Source organism: Streptomyces incarnatus (genome assembly GCF_001027185.1).
GTDB classification, from domain to species: Bacteria; Actinomycetota; Actinomycetes; order Streptomycetales; family Streptomycetaceae; genus Streptomyces; species Streptomyces puniciscabiei.
This window is the reverse complement of the sequence record NZ_CP011497.1, coordinates 573,273-596,356: the sequence shown is the minus strand read 5'-3', so window position 1 is coordinate 596,356 and position 23,084 is coordinate 573,273. Positions and strand designations below refer to the sequence as shown.

The following is a 23,084-nucleotide window of genomic DNA, read 5'->3' as shown; positions in this document are numbered from 1 at the left end:
GGGAACCCTGCGATGTCCACTGCCGAACCGTCGGCCTGCCCCGTCGGCCCCGCCCGCCGCTCCTTCGTGCGGACCGCGCTGGGTGCCGGTGCCGCCGGAGCGGTCCTGGCCGGCGGCGGCTTCGCCCTCGGCGAGAGCGGCGGCACGGCCCAGGCCCAGGGCAGTGGCCCGGACGGCTCGGCCAAGGTCCCCTTCCACGGCGCCCACCAGGCCGGGATCATCACTCCGGCGCCGGCGGCCGCCACGTTCGTCTCCCTGGACGTCATCGCCGACGACCGCAAGGGCCTGACCGACCTGCTGAGGACCATCACCGAGCGGGCCCGCTTCCTCACCTCCGGGGGCGCACCCACCGACCTGGGTGTCGGCGCGCCGCCCTCCGACAACGGCATCCTCGGCCCCGAGGTCCCCTCCGACGCCCTCACCGTCACCGTCGGCGTCGGCGCCTCCCTCTTCGACGACCGCTACGGCCTCGCCAAGGCCAGGCCCGCCCGGCTCACCCCGATGCGGACCTTCCCCAACGACAACCTGAACGCCGCCGAATGCCACGGCGACCTGTCCCTGCAGATCTGCGCCCAGAGCACGGACACCGTGCTGCACGCGCTGCGCGACATCGCCCGGCACACCCGCGGCGCCATGCAGATCAAGTGGCGCATCGACGGCTTCCAGAACGCACCGCGCCCCACCGGCGCCCAGCGCAACCTGCTCGGCTTCAAGGACGGCATCGCCAACCCGGACGTCACCTCCGCGCGCGAGACGGACAAGCTGATCTGGGTCGGCGACGGCCAGGGCGAGCCCGCCTGGACCAAGGGCGGCAGCTACCAGGTCATCCGGATCATCCGGATGCTGGTCGAGTTCTGGGACCGGGTCTCGCTCACCGAGCAGGAGAAGATGTTCGGCCGCCGCAAGGACACCGGCGCGCCCCTCGACGGCGCCAAGGAGACCGACGTCCCCAACTACGCCAAGGACCCGCACGGCACCGCGATCCCGCTGGACGCCCACATCCGCCTCGCCAACCCGCGCAAGGCCGAGACCGACAGCTCCCGCATCCTGCGCCGCGGCTACAACTACGACCGCGGCGTGGACAACGTCGGCAACCTCGACATGGGCCTGGTCTTCTGCTGTTACAACCAGGACGTCAAGCGCCAGTTCGAGGCCGTGCAGAGCCGGCTGATCGACGAGCCCCTGGTGGACTACATCTCCCCGACGGGCGGCGGCTACTTCTTCGCCCTGCCCGGCGTCCGGGACAGCAAGGACTGGCTGGGCCGGGGCATGCTGTCGGCGTAGAGGGCCCGGCGGTCGCTATTGCGCATTCATTGCAAGTACGGGATCATGGCGCAGGGTTGCGCAGCGCAGCCGTTCCCGCACAGCGTAAGGAAGCACCACCCGATGACGGCCGCCCCCGAATCCGCTCCGTCCCTCCCCGTCCAGGCCGACGCCAGGCGCTCGGCCTGGCGGCGTGTCCGCGGCTCCATGACGCGCCAGGAGTGGATCAGGGTCGGCGGGATGGCGGGCTTCGTGCTGGCCCTGCACGTCATCGGCTGGGGCACCCTGGTCGGCATCATCGCGCCGCAGCACTTCAGCGTGGGCAAGGAGTCCTTCGGCATCGGCATCGGCGTGACCGCGTACACCCTCGGCATGCGGCACGCCTTCGACGCCGACCACATCGCGGCGATCGACAACACCACCCGCAAGCTCATGGGCGAGGGACAGCGCCCGCTGTCGGTCGGCTTCTGGTTCTCCCTCGGCCACTCCAGCATCGTCTTCGGGCTCGCCCTGCTGCTCTCGCTCGGCATGAAGACCCTGGCCGGCCCGGTGGAGAACGACAACTCGCACCTCCACGAGGTCACCGGCCTGATCGGTACGACGGTCTCCGGCACCTTCCTCTACCTCATCGCCGGCATCAACCTCGTCATCCTGGCCGGCATCTGGAAGGTGTTCCGGCAGATGCGCTCCGGCGCCTACGACGAGGCCGCGCTGGAGACGCAGCTGAACAACCGCGGCTTCATGAACCGCCTGCTGGGCCGGGTCACCGGCTCGATCAGCAAGCCGTGGCAGATGTACCCGCTGGGCCTGCTGTTCGGCCTCGGCTTCGACACCGCGACGGAGATCGCCCTGCTGGTCCTCGCCGGTTCCGGTGCCGCCTCGGGCCTGCCCTGGTACGCGATCCTCTGCCTGCCCGTCCTGTTCGCGGCCGGCATGTCCCTGCTGGACACGATCGACGGCTCGTTCATGAACTTCGCCTACGAGTGGGCCTTCTCCAAGCCGGTCCGCAAGGTCTACTACAACCTCACCATCACCGGCCTGTCCGTCGCCGTCGCCCTCATCATCGGCACCGTGGAACTCCTCGGCCTCCTCGCCGACAAGATGCACCTGCACGGCGCCTTCTGGGACTGGATCTCCGGCCTCGACCTCAACACCGTCGGCTTCGTCATCGTCGGCCTGTTCTTCGCCACCTGGGCGATCGCCCTGCTGGTGTGGAAGGCGGGCCGGATCGAGGAGAAGTGGACGCGGAACCTGGCCCCGGCGGAGCAGTCGGGGTCCTGACCCTCGTCACCTCCAGCGCACCGCTGATCCCTCCGCGTGCGGGCGGGGTTAGCGCCGCGCTTGTGGGAAACGCGGACCGGGACCGCCCGCGAGCCCAGAGGGAGGCGACCATGAGCGACCAGCAGTCCGAGCCGAGCCCGATGGCGGACGACGTCTACCAGCCCACCGGAAGCAACGAGGAACAGGCGGACGCGGGCCCCCTGGACCTCCAGGACGCGGTCGACGAGCGCACCTACGACGACGTCCTCGACGAGGGCTACTCCCCGCCCGAACGCCCCCTCGCCGTCACCAAGCAGGGCACCACCGCCGCCGAGCAGCACGCCGGGGAGACCCTGGACGAACGGCTCCGCCAGGAGGTCCCGGAGGCGACCGCACCAACCGGTGACGACATCGGCGACCTGCCCGGCGGCGAGGGCGAGCCCCTCGACCCCCAGGCGGGCGCGTCCCGGGCCGGCCGCCTGGTCGCCCCGGACGAGGGCGCGCACACCGACACCACCAAGGAGGAGGTCGCGCGGGACGTGGGCGTCGACGGGGGAGCGGCGGGCGCGGAAGAGGCGGCCGTGCACGTGGTCGAGGAGGAACCCTGAGCCGCTCGACCGACGGCACCGGTCCGCGCAGGGGTGCGCATCCCGCGCACGAGCCGACGCGTTCTCGCCCTCCGTGGACTCGGTGACCTCCCCCGGGCGCGGGGCGGGTGTGGTCGCCGCGCAGTTCCCCGCGCCCCCTTGGGTGGGTCTCCCTGCCCCCGTTGACACAGGGAAACCCTCTGCTCGCCCCGGACCGCCCTACGGCAGCAGCCTCTCGATGGCTGTCGGGCCCTCCTTCTCCATCTTGCGGCGGGCCCAGTCGAGGTTCTTCGGTGTGACGTCCCTGCCCGCCGCCATCACCAGGTCCTCCGGGGTGACATCCCTGGAGGGAGCGGAGTGGAGCAGGGCGTCCGGGGTGCAGTGGTCGTCGGACGACCGGGATTCGTCGGGTGTGATCGTCGACATGATGCCTCCTCCTCGGTCCGGATGACCGCATCCGTGCCGGTGCCGCCGAACGGGGCACACTCTCACCATTCCCCGCAGCGCCTTCCCACGCCACCGGAGAGCACACACTCCTAAGCTGGAATCCATCTCGCACCGCTCACCGGGAGGCCGCAGATGGCCGAGACCCCGTTTCCCGAGGACGTCCGCCTCCGCGCCCGCTACCTGCCCATCGCCGAGCACGGACTCATCGGCGACCTGCGCAGTGTGGCCCTGGTCGGCTCGAACGGCACGATCGACTGGTACTGCTGTCCGTCCTTCGACTCGCCCAGCGTCTTCGCGGCCGTCCTCGACGCCGAGCGCGGCGGCAGCTTCGAGCTGGCCGCCGCCGTACCCGCGCGTGCCAAGCAGTTCTACTTCCCCGACACCAACGTACTGATCACCCGGTTCTTCACCGAGGACGGCGTCGGCGAGGTGCAGGACTTCATGCCGGTCACCTCCGACAGCGCGGCCGGGCCGGGCGAGGCGGCCCGGCACCGCCTGATCCGGCGCGTGGTGTGCGTGCGCGGCACCGTCCCCTTCCGGGTGCTGGTCGCCCCGCGGTTCGACTACGGCGCGGCCCCGCACACCCTGCGCAACCTGGACGGCACCGTCGTCTTCGAGTCCGCCGTGCTGTCCCTGTCGCTGACCTCCACGGTCGCCCTGGAGTGCGATGCCCGGGACGCCCGCGCCGACTTCAAGCTGGGCGAGGGCGAGACCGCGGTGTTCGCCCTCGACCAGGTCGGCGAGGCGGTGGCCCCCCGCGGCTGTGCCCGCGCCGAGGCCGAGCACGAGTTCAACGCCACGGTCGCCTACTGGCGGCGCTGGCTGCACCAGTCCCGGTACCGGGGCCGCTGGCGCGAGATGGTGCACCGCTCCGCGCTCACCCTGAAGCTGCTCACCTACGCGCCGACCGGCGCCATCGTCGCCGCCCCCACCACCAGCCTGCCCGAGCAGCTCGGCGGCGAGCGGAACTGGGACTACCGGTACGTGTGGGTGCGGGACGCCGCCTTCGCCGTCTACGCGCTGCTGCGGCTCGGCTTCGCCGGCGAGGCCGAGGCCTTCATGCGCTTCCTGACCACGCACGTCAGCCCCTGCGACGGCGCCGACGGCACGCCCCCGCTGCAGATCATGTACGGCATCGACGGCCGCGCCGACCTGCCCGAGCGCGAACTGCCGCACCTGGAGGGCCATCAGGGCTCCGCCCCGGTCCGGGTCGGCAACGGCGCCGCCGGCCAGCTCCAGCTGGACATCTACGGCGCCCTGATCGACTCGATCTACCTGTACGACAAGTGGGCCCAGCCGATCTCCAGCCAGCAGTGGGACGACGTGTGCCGTCTGGTCGAATGGGTGTGCGCCCACTGGGACCAGCCCGACGAGGGCGTGTGGGAGACCCGGGGCGGCCGCAAGAACTTCCTGTACTCGCGGCTGATGTGCTGGGTGGCGATCGAGCGGGCCATCCGCCTCGCCAACCGTCGTGGTCTGCCCGCCGATCACCGGCGCTGGCGCCAGTCCCGCGACGCGATCTACCGGCGGATCATGGACCGCGGCTGGTCCGAGCGGCGCGCCGCCTTCGTGCAGTACGAGGGCGGCGACGTGCTGGACGCCTCGCTGCTGATGATGCCGCTCGCCAAGTTCGTCGCCCCCACCGACCCCAAGTGGCTGTCCACCCTGGACGCCCTCACCGAGGACCTGGTCTCCGACTCCCTGGTCTACCGCTACGACCCGCAGGCCAGCCCCGACGGACTGCGCGGCGACGAGGGCACCTTCTCCATCTGCTCCTTCTGGTACGTCGAGGCGCTGGTGCGGGCCGGCCGGCTCGACGAGGCCCGGCTGGCCTTCGAGAAGATGCTCACCTACGCCAACCACCTCGGTCTGTACGCGGAGGAGATCGGCCGGACCGGCGAGCAGCAGGGGAACTTCCCGCAGGCCTTCACGCACCTGTCCCTGATCAGCGCCGCCTTCAACCTCGACCGCGCCCTCGGCTGACCATCGGGGCGGTGTGTCCGCAGGTCGTACGGGTACCCGGAGGTCTCCGGAAGGAGAACGACGCAGGGTCGACAGAAGGAGGAGACCCCGTATGACCAGCACCAGCGAGACCGGCGGCGTCACCGGTACGCGCGACAAGAACTACGACCTGATCTGGTACGTGGAGGCGTGCCTGGACAACGCCCTGCGCCTGGAGACGTACATCCAGGACGCCGAACGCGACAAGGACAACGAGCTCGTGGACCTGTTCCACAAGGCACAGGCGGACAGCCGCAAGGGCGCGGAGATGGGGAAGCAGCTGCTGCGCGAGCGACTGAGCGGCTGACCGCCTCCTCCGCTCACGCGAACCGGTAACCCGGAACGGGCCCGGCGGACCGCATGCGCGCCGTCCGCCGGGCCCGGTGCCGGGATCCCCCGGGTGCGACCCCGGCGTACGTCACGGCAGTGGCTGTTCCGCCCAGATGATCTTGCCGTCGGGGGTGTAGCGGGTGCCCCAGCGCTCGGCGAGCTGGGCGACCAGGAACAGGCCCCGGCCGCCCTCGTCGGTGGTCGCCGCGTACCGCAGATGCGGGGAGGTCGTGCTCCGGTCGGACACCTCGCAGATCAGTGTCCGCTCGCGCAGCAGCCGTACGCCGATGGGACCGCGCCCGTAGCGGATGGCGTTGGTGACCAGCTCGCTCAGGATCAGCTCCGTCGTGAAGCCCAGCTCCTCCAGGCCCCAGTCGGCGAGCTGCCGGGTCACCGCCGACCGCACCTCGGACACCGCCGCCGGGTCCGACGGCACCTGCCACTCGGCGACCCGGTCGCCGCCCAGCACCCGGGTCCGGGCGACGATCAGCGCGACGTCGTCGCTCGGCCGGGCCGGCAGCCGGCCCAGCACGGCACGGCAGGTCTCCTCCGGCGAGGCGCCCGGCGTGCCGCTCAGCGCGTCGCTCAGCAGCTCCAGACCGACGTCGATGTCCCGTTCCCGGTCCTCCACCAGCCCGTCGGTGTACAGCACCAGCCGGCTGCCCTCCGCCAGCTCCAGCTCGGCCGCCTCGAACGGCAGCCCGCCCAGACCCAGCGGCGGCCCGGCCGGCACCTCCGGGAACTCCACCCGGCCGTCGGGGTGCACCAGCGCGGGCGGCGGATGACCGGCCCGGGCCACGCTGCACCGCCGCGCCACCGGGTCGTACACCGCGTACAGACAGGTCGCGCCGGCGATCGCCGCGGAGCCGTCCGCCGCGGTCTCGTCCTGGTCGATCCGGCCCACCAACTCGTCCAGCAGACCGAGGAGTTCGTCGGGCGGCAGATCCAGCGCGGAGAAGTTGTGCACCGCCGTGCGCAGTCGGCCCATGGTGGCCGCCGCGTGCAGCCCGTGCCCCACCACGTCCCCCACCACCAGCGCCACCCGGGCACCGGACAGCGGCAGCACGTCGAACCAGTCCCCGCCCACCCCGGCCTGCGCCGGCAGATACCGGTAGGCGATCTCCAGCGCGCCCTGCTCCGGCAGCGAGCGCGGCAGCAGACTGCGCTGGAGGGTGACCGCCATGCTGTGCTCGCGGGTGTACCGGCGGGCGTTGTCGATGGACACCGCCGCCCGCGCGACCAGCTCCTCGGCGAGCGCCAGCTCCTCGGAGTCGAACGGCTGCGGCTTCTCCGAACGCCAGAAGTTCGCCACGCCCAGCACCAGGCTGCCCGCCCGGAGCGGCACGGTGATCAGCGAGTGGATGCCGTAGTCCAGCACCCGGTCGGTGCGCTCGTGGTTCTGCGCGCGCCAGCCGGGCGCCTCGCGCAGCCGGGGCACCAGGACCGACTGCCCGGTCGTCACGCTGCGCGCCTGCGGCGAGGTGGCCACGAACCGGATCCGCTCGTCCACCGGATACAGCGGGGCGTCCTCGCGGATTCCGGCACAGGCGGCCCGGCGCAGCGCCGTGCCCGGCTTGGGCTCCTCGCCGTGCAGGACCGCGTCGAAGAGGTCCACGGTCGCGTAGTCCGCGAACCGGGGCACCGCCAGCCCGGCCAGTTCCTCGGCGGTACGGGTCACATCCAGGCTGGTGCCGATGCCCACCCCGGCGTCGTACAGCATGTTCAGCCGCTCGCGCGCCACCTCCGCCCGGCCCGACAGGGCGCGCAGCTCGGTGGAGTCGCGCAGCGTGGTGACACTGCCGGCCGGGCCGCCGCGCACATCGGTGGGCCGCTGGTTGATCGCCAGCAGCCGGTCCTTGACCAGGTGCACCTCGTCCGTGGCCACCCGGCCCGAGGCCAGCAGCGCCGCCGTCTCGTCGTCCAGACCCAGCTCCAGCACGCTGCGCCGCTCGGCGTCCTCGGGCAGGGCCAGCAGCCGGTGCGCCTCGTCGTTGGCGAGCAGCAGCCGGCCCCCGTCGCCGACGATCAGCACACCCTCCCGGACCGCGTGCAGCACCGCGTCGTGGTGCTCGTACATCCGGGTCATCTCGTACGGCCCGAGGCCATGCGTCTGGCGCAGCAGACGCCTGCTGACCAGGGCCGTGCCCCCGGTGGCCAGGGCGAGCGCCGCCGCTGCCGCCGCGAGCAGCAGGGGAAGCTGCTGGTTGGCGGCACCGCCCACGTGCGCGGTGGTGATGCCCGCCGACACCAGGCCCACCACCTTGCCGGCCTGGTCCTTCACCGGCACGACCACCTGCACCAGTGGGCCTATGGTGCCGTTGACGTGCTCCACGACCGTGCCGCCGGCCACCGCGGGGCCGATCGTGCCGACGAACTTCTTGCCGATGCGGTCGGGTTTGGGGTGCGTGTAGCGGACGCCGTCGGTGTTCATCACGACGACGAAGTCCACGCCGGTCGCCTTGCGGGTGGCCTCCGCCCTCGGCTGGAGGAGCGCCGTCGGGTCCGGGGCGCGCAGCGCGGCCGCCGTGCCCGGCGCGTTCGCGAACGACTGGGCGACGGCGAGCGAGCGGTTCTGGGCCTCCAGGTCGGTGTCGTGCCGTACCTGGAGCACCTGCGCCACCACCGCCGAGACGACCAGCAGCAGCACGATCACCACTTGGAGGACGAACACCTGTCCGGCGACGCTGCGCCCGGTCACCACCGACCGCAGCGCCCCGGGCCCGCCGCCGTTCCCGGCCGGGCCCTGCGGCCGCGGGCCCTCCGAGGCGCGTGGCGGCTCGGACGGACGGGGCGGCCGGGTCGTGCTCCGGCCGGACAGTCGCACCATGTGCCCATGTCTACACTGCCCGGCCCGCTCCGGCGAGACTGTCACCCGAGGTGATTGCCGCCGATCGGACGGCACGATCCGCTCACCGGCGGCGTACCGGGACCGAACGGCGGGCGGCGAGCAGCAGCGCCACGTCGTCAGGGCGGTCGGTGGCGTGCCGGGCGGTGGCCGTGAGCCGGTCGGCGACCCCGGCCAGCGACCGCCCGCCCCGGCGCCCGGCGGTGGCCCCCGCCCTGCCGAGCGCCAGCCGCAGCGTCTCGATGCCCTCGTCGATGTCCGCGCCCGGCCGCTCCACCAGCCCGTCCGTGTACAGGGCGAGGATCGCGTCCGGCTCCAGCAGCAGCTCGGCCACCGGGTACCGGGCCCGCGGATCCACCCCCAGGACGACCCCGCCCGGGACGTCCAGCAGCCGGGTCCGTCCATCGGGGAAGCGCAGCAGCGGTGGCGGATGTCCCGCCCGGGCGATCCGGGCACGGCCGGTGGCGGGGTCCAGCCGCAGGTAGCAGCAGCTGGCGAACTGGCCGGGGTCGAGGTCGATCAGCAGGTGGTTGGTGCCGCTCAGCACCTCGTCGGGCGGCCGGTCGCCCAGCGCGAACGCCCGTACGGCACTGCGCAGCTGCCCCATGGTGGCCGCCGCCTGCACCCCGTGCCCCTGCACGTCGCCGATCACGAGCGCCAGCCCGTCACCCGCCTCGACCACGTCGTACCAGTCACCGCCCACGTCCATGCCCTGGGTGCCCGGCAGGTACCGCCCGGCCGTCTCCACCCGCGGATGCGTCGACAGCCGGCGGGGCAGCAGCGCCTGCTGCAGGCCGCGGGCGAGGGCGGCCTCGCTGTCGTAGCGCTGGGCGCGCTCCATGGCGTGCGCGATCAGCCCGGCGAGCGCGGCGAGGACCGTGCGCTCCTCGGTGCTGAAGCCGCGCGGGCGGTCGAAGCCGAGGATGCACGAGCCCACCGGCCGCCCCGAGGCGATCAGTGGCAGGAAGGCGCGGGCGCCCTCGTCCGCGTCCAGCGGGATGCCCGGGTAGGCGGCCGCCAGCTGCTGCATCGACTCGAAGAACAGCGGTCTGCCCGTGGTCAGGCACTCCACGCCCGGCAGTCGGGCGTCCAGGCCGACCCCCTCGAACTGGTTGAGGAACCCGTGCGGGAAGCCGCTCTCCCAGGCGAGATAAAGGTGCCGTTCCTGGAGCAGGTAGATGGCGAGGCACCCGCCGCCGAACGCGGGCAGCAGCTCCTGCACCACCACGGCCGACACCTGGCGGGCGGTCACCGCGTCCGTCAGCGCGATGGCGAGGGCGATCGGCCGGTACAGCGGCGCCATCGGGCCGCCCGTCACCACCGGGTCCTCCAGGACGGGCTCCTCGGCGGGCGGCGCGACCGGTGCGTCCACGCGGCTGGCCGGGACGAGCGTGCAGCTCAGCAGGTCCTCGCCGCAGTGCACCGACACGGCGAGCCAGTCGCCCGCACCGGGCTCGCCGCGCTCCCCGGCCGGGCGGCGCACATGGAAGTGCACCGGCCCCGGGGACAGCAGCGCGCCGCGCAGATGGTCGTCGAACGGCGCACCGGTCAGCCACGGCATCGCCTCCCACAACGGGCGCCCGAGCAGCCACTCCCGGTCCCGGCCGGCCAGCCGGGCCGCTGCCTCGTTGACGTACACGATCAGCCCCAGCCGGTCCAGGCAGAACACGCCCTGCGGCAGCAGGTCGGCCGCGCCGTCCGCGGAGACGGCGGCCCCCGGGGCGACGACCACTCCGGCGACCTGCTCCCCGGCCCCGCCCTCGGCGGCCGGCCACACGTCCAGCAGCCGCAGCGTGCCGTCCCGCGCCCGCAGGCTCAGCGGGGCGGCGGGCGGCTTGCCGGCCGCGGCGCCGCGCAGCGCGGCCAGGACCAGGTGCGCGTCGTGCGGGGTCAGCGCGTCGGCGAGCGCCGTGTCCGTCCTCTCGAAGTCGCCGGGGGGCAGCCCGAGCAGGGCGTGCAGCCGGTCGTCCGCGCGCACCACCGAGGTGACGGGATCCCAGCCGAACCGGGCCACGACGGCCTGCGCGGGCCGGTTCGCGGGCGGCCGTACGCACAGCGGCTCACCGTCCCAGACCACCGCGGCCGGGTCGCCGTCGGCCAGCCCGACCAGCTCGGCGCCCAGGCCTTCGGCGAGCCTGTCGAGCAGGTCCCGGTCCAGCAGCTCGTCCCCGGTGTCCGGCGCCGCCGGGCGCAGCACCATGAGCACCCCCAGCGGCTCGCTCCCGCCCGGCACCGGCACGTGCACCGAACCGAACGGGAAGGGCAGGCCCGCGGCGAACTGCGGATACCGGCGCACCGTCTCGGTGGCGTTCGCCAGCACCACGGGCACGCCGAGGCGGTAGGCGTCGGCGACGGGGAAGGCGCGGTCGACGTGCACGCGCCACCAGGGCCGGAACAGAGGCCCGGGCAGCCCCGCGAGCGCCGCGAGGCGCAGCAGGCCCGGGGTGCCGGAGCGCAGATACACGGCGGCCACCCGGCCACCGGCCGCACCGAGCGCGCCGGTGGAGGTGTCGGACAGCAGCGCGGCCAGCCGGGCCCGCGTACGGACCGCCTGCTCCCCACCGCTCCCGGTCATCGCCCCTACCTCGTCCCGTGCGCCTCCGGGTGGATGACACAGCAAGAATGCGCCAGAGGAAGCCTTCGACGCACCTGGGCGGACGGAGAAACGGACGGGAAACAGGGAGAGGCGGCGGCGAAGGACTGCCGCAGAACGCGGACCGGCTCAGCCGGCTGGTCGTGCCGGTCCGGCGGGGCCCGGCCCGGGGCTGTCATCGTGCAGCGGGCGCAGCACCAGACGGCCGTCCACCCGGGCGGCCGCCATGGCGAACGGGAAGGCGTCCGCCTCCAGGCACATCGCCATGTCCTCGGGGTGGACCCCGGCCCAGCCGCGCCGCACGCCGTCGGCGAGCCGCGCGGCACCGTCGGAGCACCGGGCCCGGGCGAGGTAGGGGGCGGGGTCGGCGTCGGCGGCCCGGACGCGGTCCGCGATGTACTCGGCGCAGGCGAGGTCCTCCTCGGCCCGTCCGCCGTCCCCGGTGACGACGAAGGTCACCGCCTCCGGTCGGGCCCGGCGCAGCACCTCGGCGGTCGCGCCGGCCACCACGAAGCTCGCGCACAGCAGCAGCCCGGCGTCCGCCACGGCGAGCGCCCCGGCCGTCCCGGCGGTGGTCTTCTGCACGATCGTACGGCCCCGCACGTCCAGCGAACGCAGCATCGCGGGTGAGTTGGCCAGGTCGAACCCCGGCACCGGCGCGCCGTCCTGGAAGGCGAGCCAGCCCGGGTGACGGGCCTTCAGCTCCAGCGCCTCCTCCTGCGTACCGGCGAAGACGATCCGCTCGGCACCGCGCCGGAACGCCCAGGCGGCCACGGTGAACGCCCGCATGACATCGACGACCACGGCCACGTCCGGAGCCTTCGGCGTACCGGGTATACCGGTGAACTCGGTCTGCATCGCTCCATGATGAGGCCTGGGGCGGCCGTTCAGCGCTCGGTGGGGCCGGGCGGCAGCGGCCGGGCGGCGCGCAGGCTGCGCAGGGCGAGCAGCAGGACGGCGATGTCGTCCAGGTAGACGGGGTCGGGCAGCAGGTCGGTGGGCAGCAGCAGATAGGCGACCGCGCCCCAGAACACCCAGCGCGGCCCCGTCGGCAGCCCGGCCCGCCGCAGCGTGCGCCGGGCGCGGACCAGCCGTACCAGCAGGCCGAGCGCGACGGCGAGCAGCACCGCCGCGACGACGGCGCCGATCACCAGCAGGGCGGTGGTGGAATCCATCCCGCCTCCCTCCGAGTGCAACGGTACGGCTACGGCGACTGTCCGGCCGCGCCGTGTCCGCTGCGACGGCTGCTGGCCCCACCCGCTCGACTACGACGACCGGTCCGTGCCGTCGGCGGGCTCGGTGCCGTCGTTCTCCGCCGATGTGCCCGGTGCGCCCGGTGCATCCGGTGCGCTGTGCGCCGGGTCCTGCGGGACGGGCGTGGGCTGCTGCCGGCCCTTGGGGGTGAACCTCAGCCGCTCGAACGTCCGGGTCAGCTGCTGCAACGCGCCCGGCGTGCGGGACGCGGGCCGCTGCGGCGGGAGGGCGGGCGCGGGGACGTCACGGTAGGCGGCCAGTGCCTCCAGGGCCTGCTCGGCGGCCTCCTTGTACAGGTCACGGGACTTGGTCATCGCCTCCAGCGCCTCGGCGTACCGCGCGACCAGCCGCCGTTCCCGCTCCAGCTCCTCCTGGAGCGTCACCAGGGTCCAGTTCTCCCGCAGGTCGGTCAGCGCCTCCTCGGCCTCCCCCGGCAGGGGCCGGGGCAGGGCCGCGAAGTGCCGCAGGGCGGCGAAGAGTTCGGCGGGCTCGGAGCCGTCCAGGAAGACGCTGCGCACGGTGTGCTCGCGGCGGTCGTAGCCCTCCGGCGCCGGGTCCGGGGGCAGCAGCACCGCCCCGCCGCGCGGCACCTCGACGCCGAGGTCCTTCAGCGCCCAGTTGACGGCACGGAACTGGTGCGGCGCGGCCCGGTGCTCCACCACCCGGTGCCTGAGGCCCGGCGGCAGCAGCCGGGCCAGCGGCAGCCTGCCCTGCTCGTCCGGGGTCATCGCCTCGTGCACGACGACGTTGAGGCACCACGCCTCGCGGGCCGCGTCCCGCAGCCGGCGCCGCATCTCCTTGTCGTCCGCGGGCAGCGCGTTGACCTGCCGCAGGCGGAGCCCGGCCACCGTGGCGTGGTGGTCCCAGGAGCCGTCCTCGCCGACCGCCGCCTCGGGCCAGAACAGCGTCGCCGGCGAGGGCCACGCCTCGTCCCACGGGCGCTCCGCCTCCGCGACGAGCCGCCACTCGTGCCCCGGCCGCCGGCCCTCCTGCGCCACGAGCGTGAGCCGGGCCCGTACGGTCACCGTGCCGTCGGCCCGCCAGCGCGCCTCGAACACGCGCCGTGCCGAGTCCTCCGGCACGGGAGGTTCGGCGAAGTCGTCGATGTCGCCGCTCTCCTGGTGCCGGCGCAGGCTGCGGCGGACGACCTCCTCGGGAGCGGGACCGGTGTGGCGGCCACGGACCGCCCAGAGGGTCTGCGGGACGGTGGCGCGGTCGGCGGTGGAGTTCGACATGAGCCAATCTGCTGATGGGGGCGGGTGCGCCTCCCAGTATCACCGCTCGGCGGGGGCTTACGTCGGCAGGGGCCGGATGGCGGCGTGTGGCGGCGGCCGCACGCCCCCGCGCACGGGACGCGCGCGGTCCACCCGGGGCGCGCGGAGCACGCGTCGGGTGGCCGTCCTTCACACGTGGTCGGGGCCTCGTACGGCCCCCACAATGGTCCGGCGAACGGGGTCCGCCCATCCATCCGCTTAGGGGCGTACCCCGTTCTGCCTGCTCGGAAGCGGTCGGCGGGCGACTCGGTCTCGCCGCTCGATATATATCGGCAGGCGATATATCATCGCCACATGACAGCGAAGAGCATGACCCGGGCGGCGTTCTTCGTCCTCACGGCGCTCGCCGACCAGCCCCGGCACGGGTACGGCATCCTGCGCGAGACGGCGGAACTGTCCGGCGGAGAGGTGCAGTTGCGGGTCGGCACGCTGTACGGAGTGCTGGACCGGCTCACCGCGGACGGCCTGATCGTGCTGGACCGGGAAGAGGTCCAGCAGGGCCGGCTGCGGCGTTATTACCGGCTCACCGAGGACGGAGTCGCCGCCCTGGAGGCGGAGGCCGAGCGGATGGCCGCCGGCGCCGGGGCGGCCAGGCGCCGTATCGCCGAGGGCCGCCGCGCCGGCGCCCGCCCCGCCCAGGGCCCGGCCGGGCTGGAACCCCCCACCGCACCCGGACTCGCGGGAGGCTGCGCATGACCACGCTGCTGGAGGCCCGCTACCGCACCGTCCTGCGCCTGCTCCCCGCCTACTACCGGCGGGAGCGGGAGGAGGAGATGGTCGAGACGTACCTGGCGGACCTGGACCGCGACACCCAGGACCAGAGCCGGCCCACGCTCGGCGAGGTGGCGAGCATCGCCGCCCTGGCGGTGCGCAGCCGCCTCGGCGCCGCCGGGGCGCCCCGGCGCTACGTCCTGCTCGGATCGGGCGCGCGGCTCTTCGCGCTTGCCGCCGTCCTGTTCCTGGCGGCCTCCGCGGTCGTCGCACCGGTGCTGCGGCTGACCTGGTCGTTCACCCGGGGTGGTGCGGAACGGCGGCTCTTCCTCGCGGACTTCACCGACCACGGGCTCCTCGACACGACCGTCGCCGTCGCCCAGTGGATCCTGCCGCTCGGCTGGAGCGTCGCCTATGTCGCCCTCCTGTACGACCGCCGACGCCTCGCCCGGACCGGCGCCCTGGTGGCCGCCGTGCCCACCCTGTGGCCGCTGGTCCGCTCGCTGACGGGGGCGACGGTCATCACGGAGCCGGCGTTCGTCCTGACGCTGGCGCTTCTCGCCTGGCTGCCCGCGCTGGCGCTGTGCGCCGCCCACCATCGCGACGCACCTCCGGCCCGGCTGCCCTTCGGCACTCCCGGTCTGGTTCTCATGGCGACGTGCGTGGTGACGGGCGCGTCCCTGGTGCTGCTGCCCGCCGCCGCCGACCTGGTGTGGGGGCCCGCCAACTGCTTCCTCGTCGCCGCCCTCGGCCGGCTGCTGTGGAGCGCCCGCCGCGCGGCGAGCGCCGCGCCCGGCGGCGCCCTCGCCCTCGCCGCGCTCGGTCTGCTCCTGCTGGCCGCGCGCGTCGCCGCCGTCTACCCGTGGCTCTGGGTGCCCGGGGCCGGCCCGTACACCGGCGGGGCTCTCGCCCAGACCGCCGCGCTCGCGCTGCTGACCGTGCTCCTGGCGGTGGCCGGCCGCCGCGAACTCGCGGCACGCTGAGCTCCTCGGGGTCGTCGGGGGCCCGGCGCGGGTGCTGTTCCGCCCCCGCGGGCGGCCCGCGCCGGACGGACACCAGGCCGGCACCGCGTCCCCGCGGCACGGCGAGGGGCCGGTGCGTCGGCACCGGCCCCTCCGAGCCCTGCGGAGTCCCGGACTTACGCCCCGCTCTCCCGCAGCATGTCCTCGCGCTCGACGATCTTCACGCGCTCACGGCTCTGCGGCTCACCCAGGGCGCGCTCGGCGGCGTCCAGCTTGTACCAGCCCTCCCAGGTGGTGAACCGGACCTCGCGCTCGGCGAGGAAGGCGTCCACCGCCTCCGGCTCGGGCGAGGCCGGGGTGTGCAGCCGGCTGTTCGCGTAGTCGTCCAGCAGGTTGGCGACGGTCTCGTTGGCGTCGCCCTTGGTGTGGCCGATCAGACCGACGGGGCCGCGCCGGATCCAGCCGGTGACGTAGGTGGACTGCAGGTGGGTGCCGCCCTCCTCGATCACCCGGCCGCCCTCGTCCGGGATCGTGCCCGTCTCGATGTCCCAGGGCAGCTTGGGCAGTTTCTCGGAGAGGTAGCCGACCGCGCGGTACACGGCGGTGACGTCCCAGTCCTTGAACTCGCCGGTGCCCTTGACGTTTCCGGTGCCGTCGAGGGCGGTGCGCTCGGTGCGCAGGCCGACCACCCTGCCGTCCTCGCCGAGGATCTCCGCGGGCGACTCGAAGAAGTGCAGGAACAGCTTGTGCGGCCGGTCGCCGACATCCCGGATCGCCCAGTTCTCCAGGGTCTTGGCGACCATGTCGGCCTGCTTGTTGCCGCGCCGGGTCTCGATCGAGCCCTCGTCGTAGTCGATGTCCTCGGGGTCGACGACGACCTCGATGTTCGGCGAGTGGTCCAGTTCGCGCAGCTCCATCGGGCTGAACTTCGCCTGCGCGGGGCCGCGTCGGCCGAAGACGTGGATCTCGACGGCCTTGTTGGCCTTCAGGCCGTCGTAGACGTTCGGCGGGATCTCGGTGGGCAGCAGCTCGTCCGCGGTCTTGGCGAGGATGCGGGCCACGTCGAGGGCCACGTTGCCGACGCCCAGCACGGCGACCTTCTCCGCCTGGAGCGGCCAGGTGCGCGGGACGTCCGGGTGGCCGTCGTACCAGGACACGAAGTCGGCGGCGCCGTAGGAGCCGTCCAGGTCGATGCCGGGTATGGACAGGTCGCGGTCGGCCATCGCGCCGGTGGAGAAGATCACCGCGTCGTAGAAGGCGCGCAGGTCGTCCAGGCTGATGTCGGTCGGGTAGTCGACGTTGCCGAACAGCCGGATCTGCGGCTTGTCGAGCACCTGCTGCAGCGCGGTGATGATGCCCTTGATGCGCGGGTGGTCGGGGGCGACGCCGTACCGGATCAGGCCGAACGGGGCGGGCATCCGCTCGAAGAGGTCGATGGAGACGCCGGGGTCGGCGGCCACCTCGGACTTGAGCAGGGCGTCGGCGGCGTAGATCCCGGCGGGGCCGGCTCCGACGATGGCTACCCGCAGGGGGCGCGGCATGATCAGGTTCCCTTCGAGCGTGAACGGGCGTCTCGATCGGGAAGCCTAAACTAAGGCACACCTAAGTTGGTATGCGGGTCCGGTCTATGACCTCATAAGGGGATCTTATGACTCACCCAGCACCATCTTATGGTCGGGGGTGTTCCCGTGTGGCCGCCGGTGCCCCACCCTGTCCTCGGACGGCCGGAAGAACGGGGAACGGGCGGGCGAAGGGGAGGGCGGGCGTGGGCGGACGCGCGGGGACGGCCGTGGCGGTGACGGGCGGCAGCGGCTTCGTCGGCAGCCATCTCGTACGACGCCTGCTGGAGCGGGGCCACCAAGTCCACGCCACCGTACGCAACAGGGCCGACGCGGCGAAACTCCGGCCGCTGTGGGGGCTCCAGGAGGCGTATCCCGGTCAACTGGAGCTCTTCGAGGCCGACTTGCTCAAGGACGGCAGCTTCGACGAGGCATTCCGCGGCTGCTCGGTCGTCTTCCACGTGGCCTCGCCGTTCCTGATGCCGGAGCGCATCAAGGACGGCCGGCGCGACGTCGTGGACCCGGCACTGCTGGGCACCCGCAACGTACTGGCGGCGATCGGGCGGACCCCTCAGGTGCACACGCTGGTGTTCACCTCCACCGTGGGCGCGGTCTTCGGCGACTACGCCGACGTGCTCGCGATGGACGGCCAGGTGCTCTCCGAGCGGTACTTCAACACCACCAGCACCGTGGCGAACAACCCCTACCACTACGCCAAGACGCTGGCGGAGCGCGCCGCGTGGGAGGCCGAGGCGGCGCAGGACCGCTGGCGCATGGTGTCGGTCAACCCCGGGCTGATCCTGGGGCCTTCCTTCACGCCCGCGTCCGACTCCGGCAGCCTCTTCCTGCTGGACGAGCTGTTCAAGGGGTACTTCTGGTACGGCGCACCGGACTTCAGCTTCACCACGGCGGACGTCCGGGACGTGGCCGACGCGCACATCGCCGCCGCCGAGAACCCCTCCGCGCACGGGCGCTACATCGTGGCCGCCGAGACCATGACGTCGTTCCACGAGATGGCCCGCGTCATCCTCGCCCGCCACCCCCGCGACCTCCGGCTCCCGCGCACCAGGCTCCCGCACTGGCCGGTCCGCGTCCTGGGCCCCGCCTTCGGGCTGACCCAGGACTACATACGCAAGCACCTCGGCATCCGCTTCCGCGTCGACAACAGCCGCAGTATCCGCGAACTGGGCCTGGCCTACCGCCCGTTGGAGGAGACCCTGCTCGACCACTACGAGAGCCGGCGGGCGGCCCGGCGCCACGGCTGACGCACGGCCCGCCTCCCCCGGCTCAGGCGGGCCGCACGATCCGGTGGATCGCCGACTCCCCGGCGCCGTAGATCGACTCCTCGCGGATCGATGATCCCGGACCCGGCGCGTGCACCATCATGCCGCCGCCGACATGCAGGCCCACGTGCCGGTCGTCGTCGAAGAAGAGGACCAGATCGCCGGGCTCGATCCCGGCGAGGGTGACCGGCGCGCCGGCGAGCGCCTGCTGGTAGGCGGCCCGGGGCAGCGGCACACCGGCGGCCCGCCAGGCGGCCTGGGTGAGGCTGGAGCAGTCGTAGGAGTCCGGCCCGGTCGCGCCCCACACGCAGGGCTTGCCGATCTGTGCCCGGGCGAACGCGATGGCCTTGGCGGCCCGCCCGGCCCGGGACGACTCGGCGAGGGCGCCGGGCGAAGCGGGGTCGGTCACGGGGGCCGGGGTGGCGGACGAGGCGTCCATGGCCGGCACCGCGGCCGCCGTCACGCCGGTGACCGCCTCGACCGGCTGCTGCCACTGGGTGGCTGCGGGGGTGGGGGAGACGGTCGGCTGGGGCGGTGCGGGCGGCGGTACGGCTGCCTCAGTGACGGGTGGTGCCGCGGTGACGGGGGCTGCCGCTGGGGCGGGGGGTGCCGCGGTGACGGGGGCTGCCGCTGGGGCGGGGGGTGCCGCGGTGACGGGGGTCGATGGGGCGGCTGTCGCCGACGTCGCGGGTGCGGGTGGTGCCGCGGTGGCGAACGCCGGTGCTGCGGCCGCCATGGGCGTGGGGGGTGTGGCGGTGAACGACGTCGGCGGTACGGCCGTGACAAATGCCTGCGATGCGGCCGCAACGGCCTCCGTGGGCGTCGTCGGCAGGGGCGCGGCTTGTGCGGCCGCGGCGGCAGTGGTGAGCCGGGCGGTGTACCGGGTGATCACGTCGCTCGCCGCGGCCAGCTTGCGCTGGTTGCTCGCCTTGGAGCTGGCCGGGGAGGGACGGCCCGGCGCGCTGGGGCCGGGCAGCGTCCACGGTTCCTGAACCGGCATGCCCGGCGCGGCGGACAGCGTGGCCACCGGGAGAACGGCGGTCTCGACCGGACCGGGACCGGCCGGTGACGCAGCACCGAGACCGCCCGGATACACCGGACCGAGACCGGTCGGCTCCGCCGCTTCGAGGCCGGTTGGTTCCGCTGCTCCGAGGCCACCCGGCTGCAGCGGTGCGAAGCCGGTCGGTTCCGCCGTTCCGAGGCCGGTCGAGGCCAGCGTTCCGTAGGCGGTCGGTTCCAGCGGTCCGAGGCCGGTCGATGCCAGCGCTCCGTAGGCGGTCGGTTCCGTCGCTCCGAGGCCGCCCGGCTGCAGCGGTCCGAGGCCGGTCGGTTCCGCCGTTCCGAGGCCGGTCGATGTCAGCGTTCCGTAGGTGGTCGGTTCCGCCGTTCCGAGGCCGGTCGGTCCGACGGCTCCGAGGCTGGTCGGCTCCGCCGTTCCGAGGCCGGCCGATGCCACCGTTCCGAAGGTGGTCGATTCCAGCGGTCCGAGACCGGTCGGTTCCGTCGCTCCGAGGCCGCCCGGCTGCACCGGTGCGAAGCCGGTCGGTCCCACGGTTCCGAGGCCGGTCGGCTCCGCCGCTCCGAAGCCGGCCGCAGGCACCGCTCCGAAGCCGCCCGGCTGCACCGGGGCGAGGTCGGTCGGTACTCCGCGCGGATCGGGGGCCGCGAGGGTCGCCGCGCCGGGCAGCGCCAGGCCCGGCGTGCTCGAACCGGCCGTAGCGGTCCCGCCCAGGGGTGTCGACTGGGCGCCGCCGCTCGGCAGTTCGGGGCGCCGGGGGCCGGGCAGTGCGGCGCGTGCGCTTTCGCGTGCCGCCCGGGCGAGGCTCTCCGGGTCCGTCGCCCGGCCGGCCGTCAGCTCGGCCACCGCGCGGTCGGCGGCCCGGTCCAGGGCCGCGGACCGTCGAGCGGACGGGCCCAGGCCCAGGGCGCCCGGTGAGCCGCCCGTCCGGCCCCGGGGGCGTCCCGTCGCCGGGCCGTCGGGCATCCGGTCGGCGGGCAGCACGGCGGGGACGGTCGGGCCGAGCTTGGCCCGTGCCCCTTCGAACCACTGCCGGGCGATCTCGTCGAGAGCGGGATCCGGTCGCCGCCCCGGGCGCTTGGCCAGCGGGACGCCCCGTGAACGGGTCACCGAGGCCATGGCCCGGGTCGCGTTGTAGTTCCCGGTCGCGTTCTCGGCCTGGTCGTAGAGGGAGTCGATCCGCTGCCGAACCTCGTCCCGCGCAGCCTCGTCGCGGCTCTCCGGCGCCATGGAAGACACGCTCCTTCCTTGCCCCGCGGGGCAGTTGGGCCGTTGCGTCCGGTCAGTCGAGGACCGGGCGGCCTCGCGTCAACCTAGCCAACGTGTGTACCTCGTGTGAAGGTTGAGGTGTGAAATGTCCGATACGTATTTGTGATGTTCGCGGTGTCGTTCGAAGGGGAAGGGGCGAGTTCCACGTTTTCCTGTGAGATCCCGGTGAATTCGCGATTCCGTTGAACGCATCGGTGCCGCCCTCCGTATGGGGCCGGGGAGCTCCATGCCCGACCGGCGCACACACCACACAGGGGACGACCTTGGTACGCAACAGGCGCAGACGCCCGACCGGCGCACGACGCGCGACCTTCGCAGCGATGGCTCTGATGCTGGGCGGAGGCGGCCTCGTCGCGGCCAATGTCTACGCCTCGGCGACCGAGGGCTGGGGTGACGGATCCGGAGCGAACGGAACCGGACACGTGCTGTCCGCGGGCATGGCCACGATCTACTGCCCCGACGTCGGCAGCCGGCTGACCACCGTGCCGGACGCGGCCCGTCCCGAGGTGGACCGTGAACTCGCCCTGCTGGACCGGCAGACGGCCGAGGCCTACCGGCAGCTCCAGCAGTCGGGGCAGGGCGGCGGGCAGGAATCCGGCTCGGTCGACGCCACGATCATGAACCCGCTGAAGGACCAGCGGGCCGCGACGATCGGCCGGATCGCCGACGCGATCGACCGGACGGGGGAGCGCCCGCAGGGCCTGGACGCCATGGCCGCCTGCACCCTGCGTCCCGGCGGCGACGGCGCGAGCGCCGGCCCCCAGTCCACCGCCACCCCGAGCCCGGGCGCCCAGCCGGGCGGCGCCGGCCAGGGCGGCAACGGACCCGTCGTCTCCGACTACGCGGACATCACCTCCGTACCGCCCGCCGCGCCGAACCCGCCGCAGCAGGCCGACGCCTCGCGCGGCAGCTTCACCTCGGACTGCGGTGTCAACGCGAACGGCCTGTTCAACTCCGACAACGTCATCGTCGCCCCCGGCGTCTCCAACGGCGCCCACCACTTCCACGACTACGTCGGCAATCAGGGCAACAACGCCTTCGCGAGCGACGACGACCTGGCGAACGCCGGCACGAGCTGCGTGGACAAGGGTGACAAGTCCTCCTACTACTGGCCGGTGCTGCGCCTGCAGAACGGCACCCAGGAGCGGGACGCCGGCTCCCCGGGCGGCGGCACGGAGGGCAACGCGGGCCAGATCGTCACGCCCAAGCAGGTCACCCTGACCTTCACCGGCAACCCGCGCGGCAAGGTCACCGCCATGCCCCGCCTGCTGCGCATCATCACCGGCGACGCCAAGGCCTTCGTCAACGGCCCCGGCAACGCCAACGCCTCCTGGAGCTGCACCGGTTACGAGGACCGGCAGCTGAAGGACAAGTACCCGCTGTGCCCGCCGGGCAGCGACGTGGTGCGCTCCTTCCGGTTCCAGAGCTGCTGGGACGGCCGCAACATCGACAGCGCCAACCACCGTACGCATGTGGCCTTCACCGCCCCCGACGGCTCCTGCCCGGCCGGCTTCCAGGCCATTCCGCAGCTGGTCGAGCGCATCGTCTACGACGTCAAGGCGCCGAGCCTGCAGGACGGCGGCCGCACGGTCCCGCTCTTCGCGGTCGACTCCTTCCCCGAGCAGCTGCACAAGCCCGTCACCGACCACGGCGACTTCATCAACGTCTTCGACGAGGACCTGATGCGCCAGCTGGTCGACTGCATCAACTCCGGCCGCACCTGCGGCTCCGCCGGCGACCAGCCGGGTACGACGGCGTCTCCCACGGCGAGTTCGGGCTCAGGTGCGACGGCGTCTCCCTCGGCGAGTTCCGGCTCAGGTTCGACGGCCACGTCGAGTCCCGGCTCCGGTGCGGCGGAACAGCCCACCGCCACCGCCACCGTGACCTCCGCCCCGGCGCCCTCGGCCACACAGCCCGGCGAACTACCGAGGACCGACGCGACGGTCACGCCGGACCGCACGACCGCTCCGGACCGGCACACCACCGCTCCGGACGACGGCACGCCCCAGCAGGACCACCGCACCGGCAAGCACCGCACGGCCGAGCCGGACCGGTCCACCGCGCCGGCACCGCCCACGCCCAGCTCCACGCCCGCGCCCGCCAGGCCGGCGCCCACTCAGTCCGTGGCTGCTCAGTCCGTGCCCACCCAGCCCGCACCCGCCCAGACGACCGCTGCCGGATACGTCCCGCCCACCCCCGCACAGCCCCAACCTCAGGGCACACACGGGGCGCTCGCGGAGACCGGAGCGCACCTGTGGCCCGCGGCGCTCGGCAGCCTGCTCGCCATGTCGGGCCTGATCATGCTGCTCAGGGCCAGGCGTCTGCGGTACTGACGGCGTTGGCCAGGACGGCCGCCCGTCTCGCGGAGGAGGGCCACTTCACGGGGTGGGCCCCCTCCGCGCAGCGGTCGGTCGGTCGCGTGAGCGAC

The 23,084-nt window shown here is 73.6% G+C and carries 17 protein-coding genes; 9 read left to right on the top strand and 8 right to left on the bottom strand.

What is annotated here, in order from left to right:
* Positions 1–12: 12 nt before the first annotated feature.
* From efeB to ABB07_RS02560, 3 genes are all read left to right on the top strand, one after another.
* Entirely contained in the window at positions 13–1,284 is a 1,272-nt protein-coding gene (gene efeB / locus ABB07_RS02570; protein ID WP_208897024.1) for an iron uptake transporter deferrochelatase/peroxidase subunit, read from the top strand.
* Between the two features lie 102 nt (positions 1,285–1,386).
* The gene (gene nicT, locus ABB07_RS02565) at positions 1,387–2,544 is read left to right on the top strand and encodes a Nickel transporter NicT (protein ID WP_208897023.1); all 1,158 of its coding nucleotides are present in this window, start codon (positions 1,387–1,389) and stop codon (positions 2,542–2,544) included.
* Positions 2,545–2,654: 110 nt separating this feature from the next.
* Positions 2,655–3,131 carry a DUF5709 domain-containing protein gene (locus tag ABB07_RS02560; RefSeq protein ID WP_208897022.1) on the top strand — a complete coding sequence of 159 codons (477 nt, stop codon included), beginning with the start codon at positions 2,655–2,657 and terminating at the stop codon, positions 3,129–3,131.
* A 198-nt stretch (positions 3,132–3,329) separates the two neighbouring features.
* Here the strand turns inward: ABB07_RS02560 and ABB07_RS02555 are convergent, their stop codons facing one another.
* Entirely contained in the window at positions 3,330–3,536 is a 207-nt protein-coding gene (locus ABB07_RS02555) for a hypothetical protein (RefSeq protein WP_055709360.1), read from the bottom strand.
* A gap of 153 nt (positions 3,537–3,689) precedes the next feature.
* Between ABB07_RS02555 and ABB07_RS02550 the strand changes: the two genes are divergently transcribed.
* Both ABB07_RS02550 and ABB07_RS02545 read left to right on the top strand, forming a co-directional pair.
* Positions 3,690–5,540: a glycoside hydrolase family 15 protein gene (locus ABB07_RS02550; RefSeq protein WP_208897021.1), complete on the top strand. Its 1,851-nt coding sequence runs from the start codon at positions 3,690–3,692 to the stop codon at positions 5,538–5,540.
* A gap of 91 nt (positions 5,541–5,631) precedes the next feature.
* The gene (locus tag ABB07_RS02545; RefSeq protein ID WP_208897020.1) at positions 5,632–5,865 is read left to right on the top strand and encodes a hypothetical protein; all 234 of its coding nucleotides are present in this window, start codon (positions 5,632–5,634) and stop codon (positions 5,863–5,865) included.
* Between the two features lie 111 nt (positions 5,866–5,976).
* On the opposite strand, the gene ABB07_RS02540 is transcribed toward ABB07_RS02545, so the two are convergent.
* From ABB07_RS02540 to ABB07_RS02520, 5 genes are all read right to left on the bottom strand, one after another.
* On the bottom strand, positions 5,977–8,715 hold the full coding sequence (locus ABB07_RS02540; RefSeq protein WP_208897019.1) for a SpoIIE family protein phosphatase: 2,739 nt from the start codon (positions 8,713–8,715) through the stop codon (positions 5,977–5,979).
* An 82-nt stretch (positions 8,716–8,797) separates the two neighbouring features.
* On the bottom strand, positions 8,798–11,308 hold the full coding sequence (locus tag ABB07_RS02535) for a SpoIIE family protein phosphatase (RefSeq protein ID WP_208897018.1): 2,511 nt from the start codon (positions 11,306–11,308) through the stop codon (positions 8,798–8,800).
* Positions 11,309–11,455: 147 nt separating this feature from the next.
* Positions 11,456–12,184, bottom strand: a complete 729-nt coding sequence (locus tag ABB07_RS02530; RefSeq protein ID WP_208897017.1) for a 2-phosphosulfolactate phosphatase — start codon at positions 12,182–12,184, stop codon at positions 11,456–11,458.
* Between the two features lie 29 nt (positions 12,185–12,213).
* Positions 12,214–12,501, bottom strand: a complete 288-nt coding sequence (locus ABB07_RS02525; protein WP_208897016.1) for a DUF1232 domain-containing protein — start codon at positions 12,499–12,501, stop codon at positions 12,214–12,216.
* Positions 12,502–12,591: 90 nt separating this feature from the next.
* Positions 12,592–13,815 carry a hypothetical protein gene (locus ABB07_RS02520; RefSeq protein WP_208897015.1) on the bottom strand — a complete coding sequence of 408 codons (1,224 nt, stop codon included), beginning with the start codon at positions 13,813–13,815 and terminating at the stop codon, positions 12,592–12,594.
* A 348-nt stretch (positions 13,816–14,163) separates the two neighbouring features.
* On the opposite strand from ABB07_RS02520, the gene ABB07_RS02515 reads away from it, so the two are divergent.
* Complete coding sequence (locus ABB07_RS02515; RefSeq protein ID WP_208903241.1) at positions 14,164–14,550, top strand: PadR family transcriptional regulator; 387 nt, start codon at positions 14,164–14,166, stop codon at positions 14,548–14,550.
* On the top strand, positions 14,547–15,548 hold the full coding sequence (locus tag ABB07_RS02510) for a hypothetical protein (RefSeq protein WP_208897014.1): 1,002 nt from the start codon (positions 14,547–14,549) through the stop codon (positions 15,546–15,548). Before ABB07_RS02515 ends, ABB07_RS02510 begins: the two co-directional genes overlap by 4 nt.
* 155 nt (positions 15,549–15,703) lie before the next feature.
* Here ABB07_RS02510 and ABB07_RS02505 read toward each other — a convergent pair whose 3' ends face one another.
* Positions 15,704–17,068, bottom strand: a complete 1,365-nt coding sequence (locus tag ABB07_RS02505; RefSeq protein WP_208897013.1) for an FAD-dependent oxidoreductase — start codon at positions 17,066–17,068, stop codon at positions 15,704–15,706.
* Between the two features lie 224 nt (positions 17,069–17,292).
* Between ABB07_RS02505 and ABB07_RS02500 the strand changes: the two genes are divergently transcribed.
* Positions 17,293–18,351, top strand: a complete 1,059-nt coding sequence (locus ABB07_RS02500; RefSeq protein ID WP_244189191.1) for an NAD-dependent epimerase/dehydratase family protein — start codon at positions 17,293–17,295, stop codon at positions 18,349–18,351.
* Between the two features lie 22 nt (positions 18,352–18,373).
* Here the strand turns inward: ABB07_RS02500 and ABB07_RS41935 are convergent, their stop codons facing one another.
* On the bottom strand, positions 18,374–20,617 hold the full coding sequence (locus ABB07_RS41935) for a C40 family peptidase (RefSeq protein WP_425264673.1): 2,244 nt from the start codon (positions 20,615–20,617) through the stop codon (positions 18,374–18,376).
* A gap of 359 nt (positions 20,618–20,976) precedes the next feature.
* On the opposite strand from ABB07_RS41935, the gene ABB07_RS02490 reads away from it, so the two are divergent.
* Positions 20,977–22,989 carry a DUF1996 domain-containing protein gene (locus ABB07_RS02490; protein ID WP_244189190.1) on the top strand — a complete coding sequence of 671 codons (2,013 nt, stop codon included), beginning with the start codon at positions 20,977–20,979 and terminating at the stop codon, positions 22,987–22,989.
* Positions 22,990–23,084: the final 95 nt, after the last annotated feature.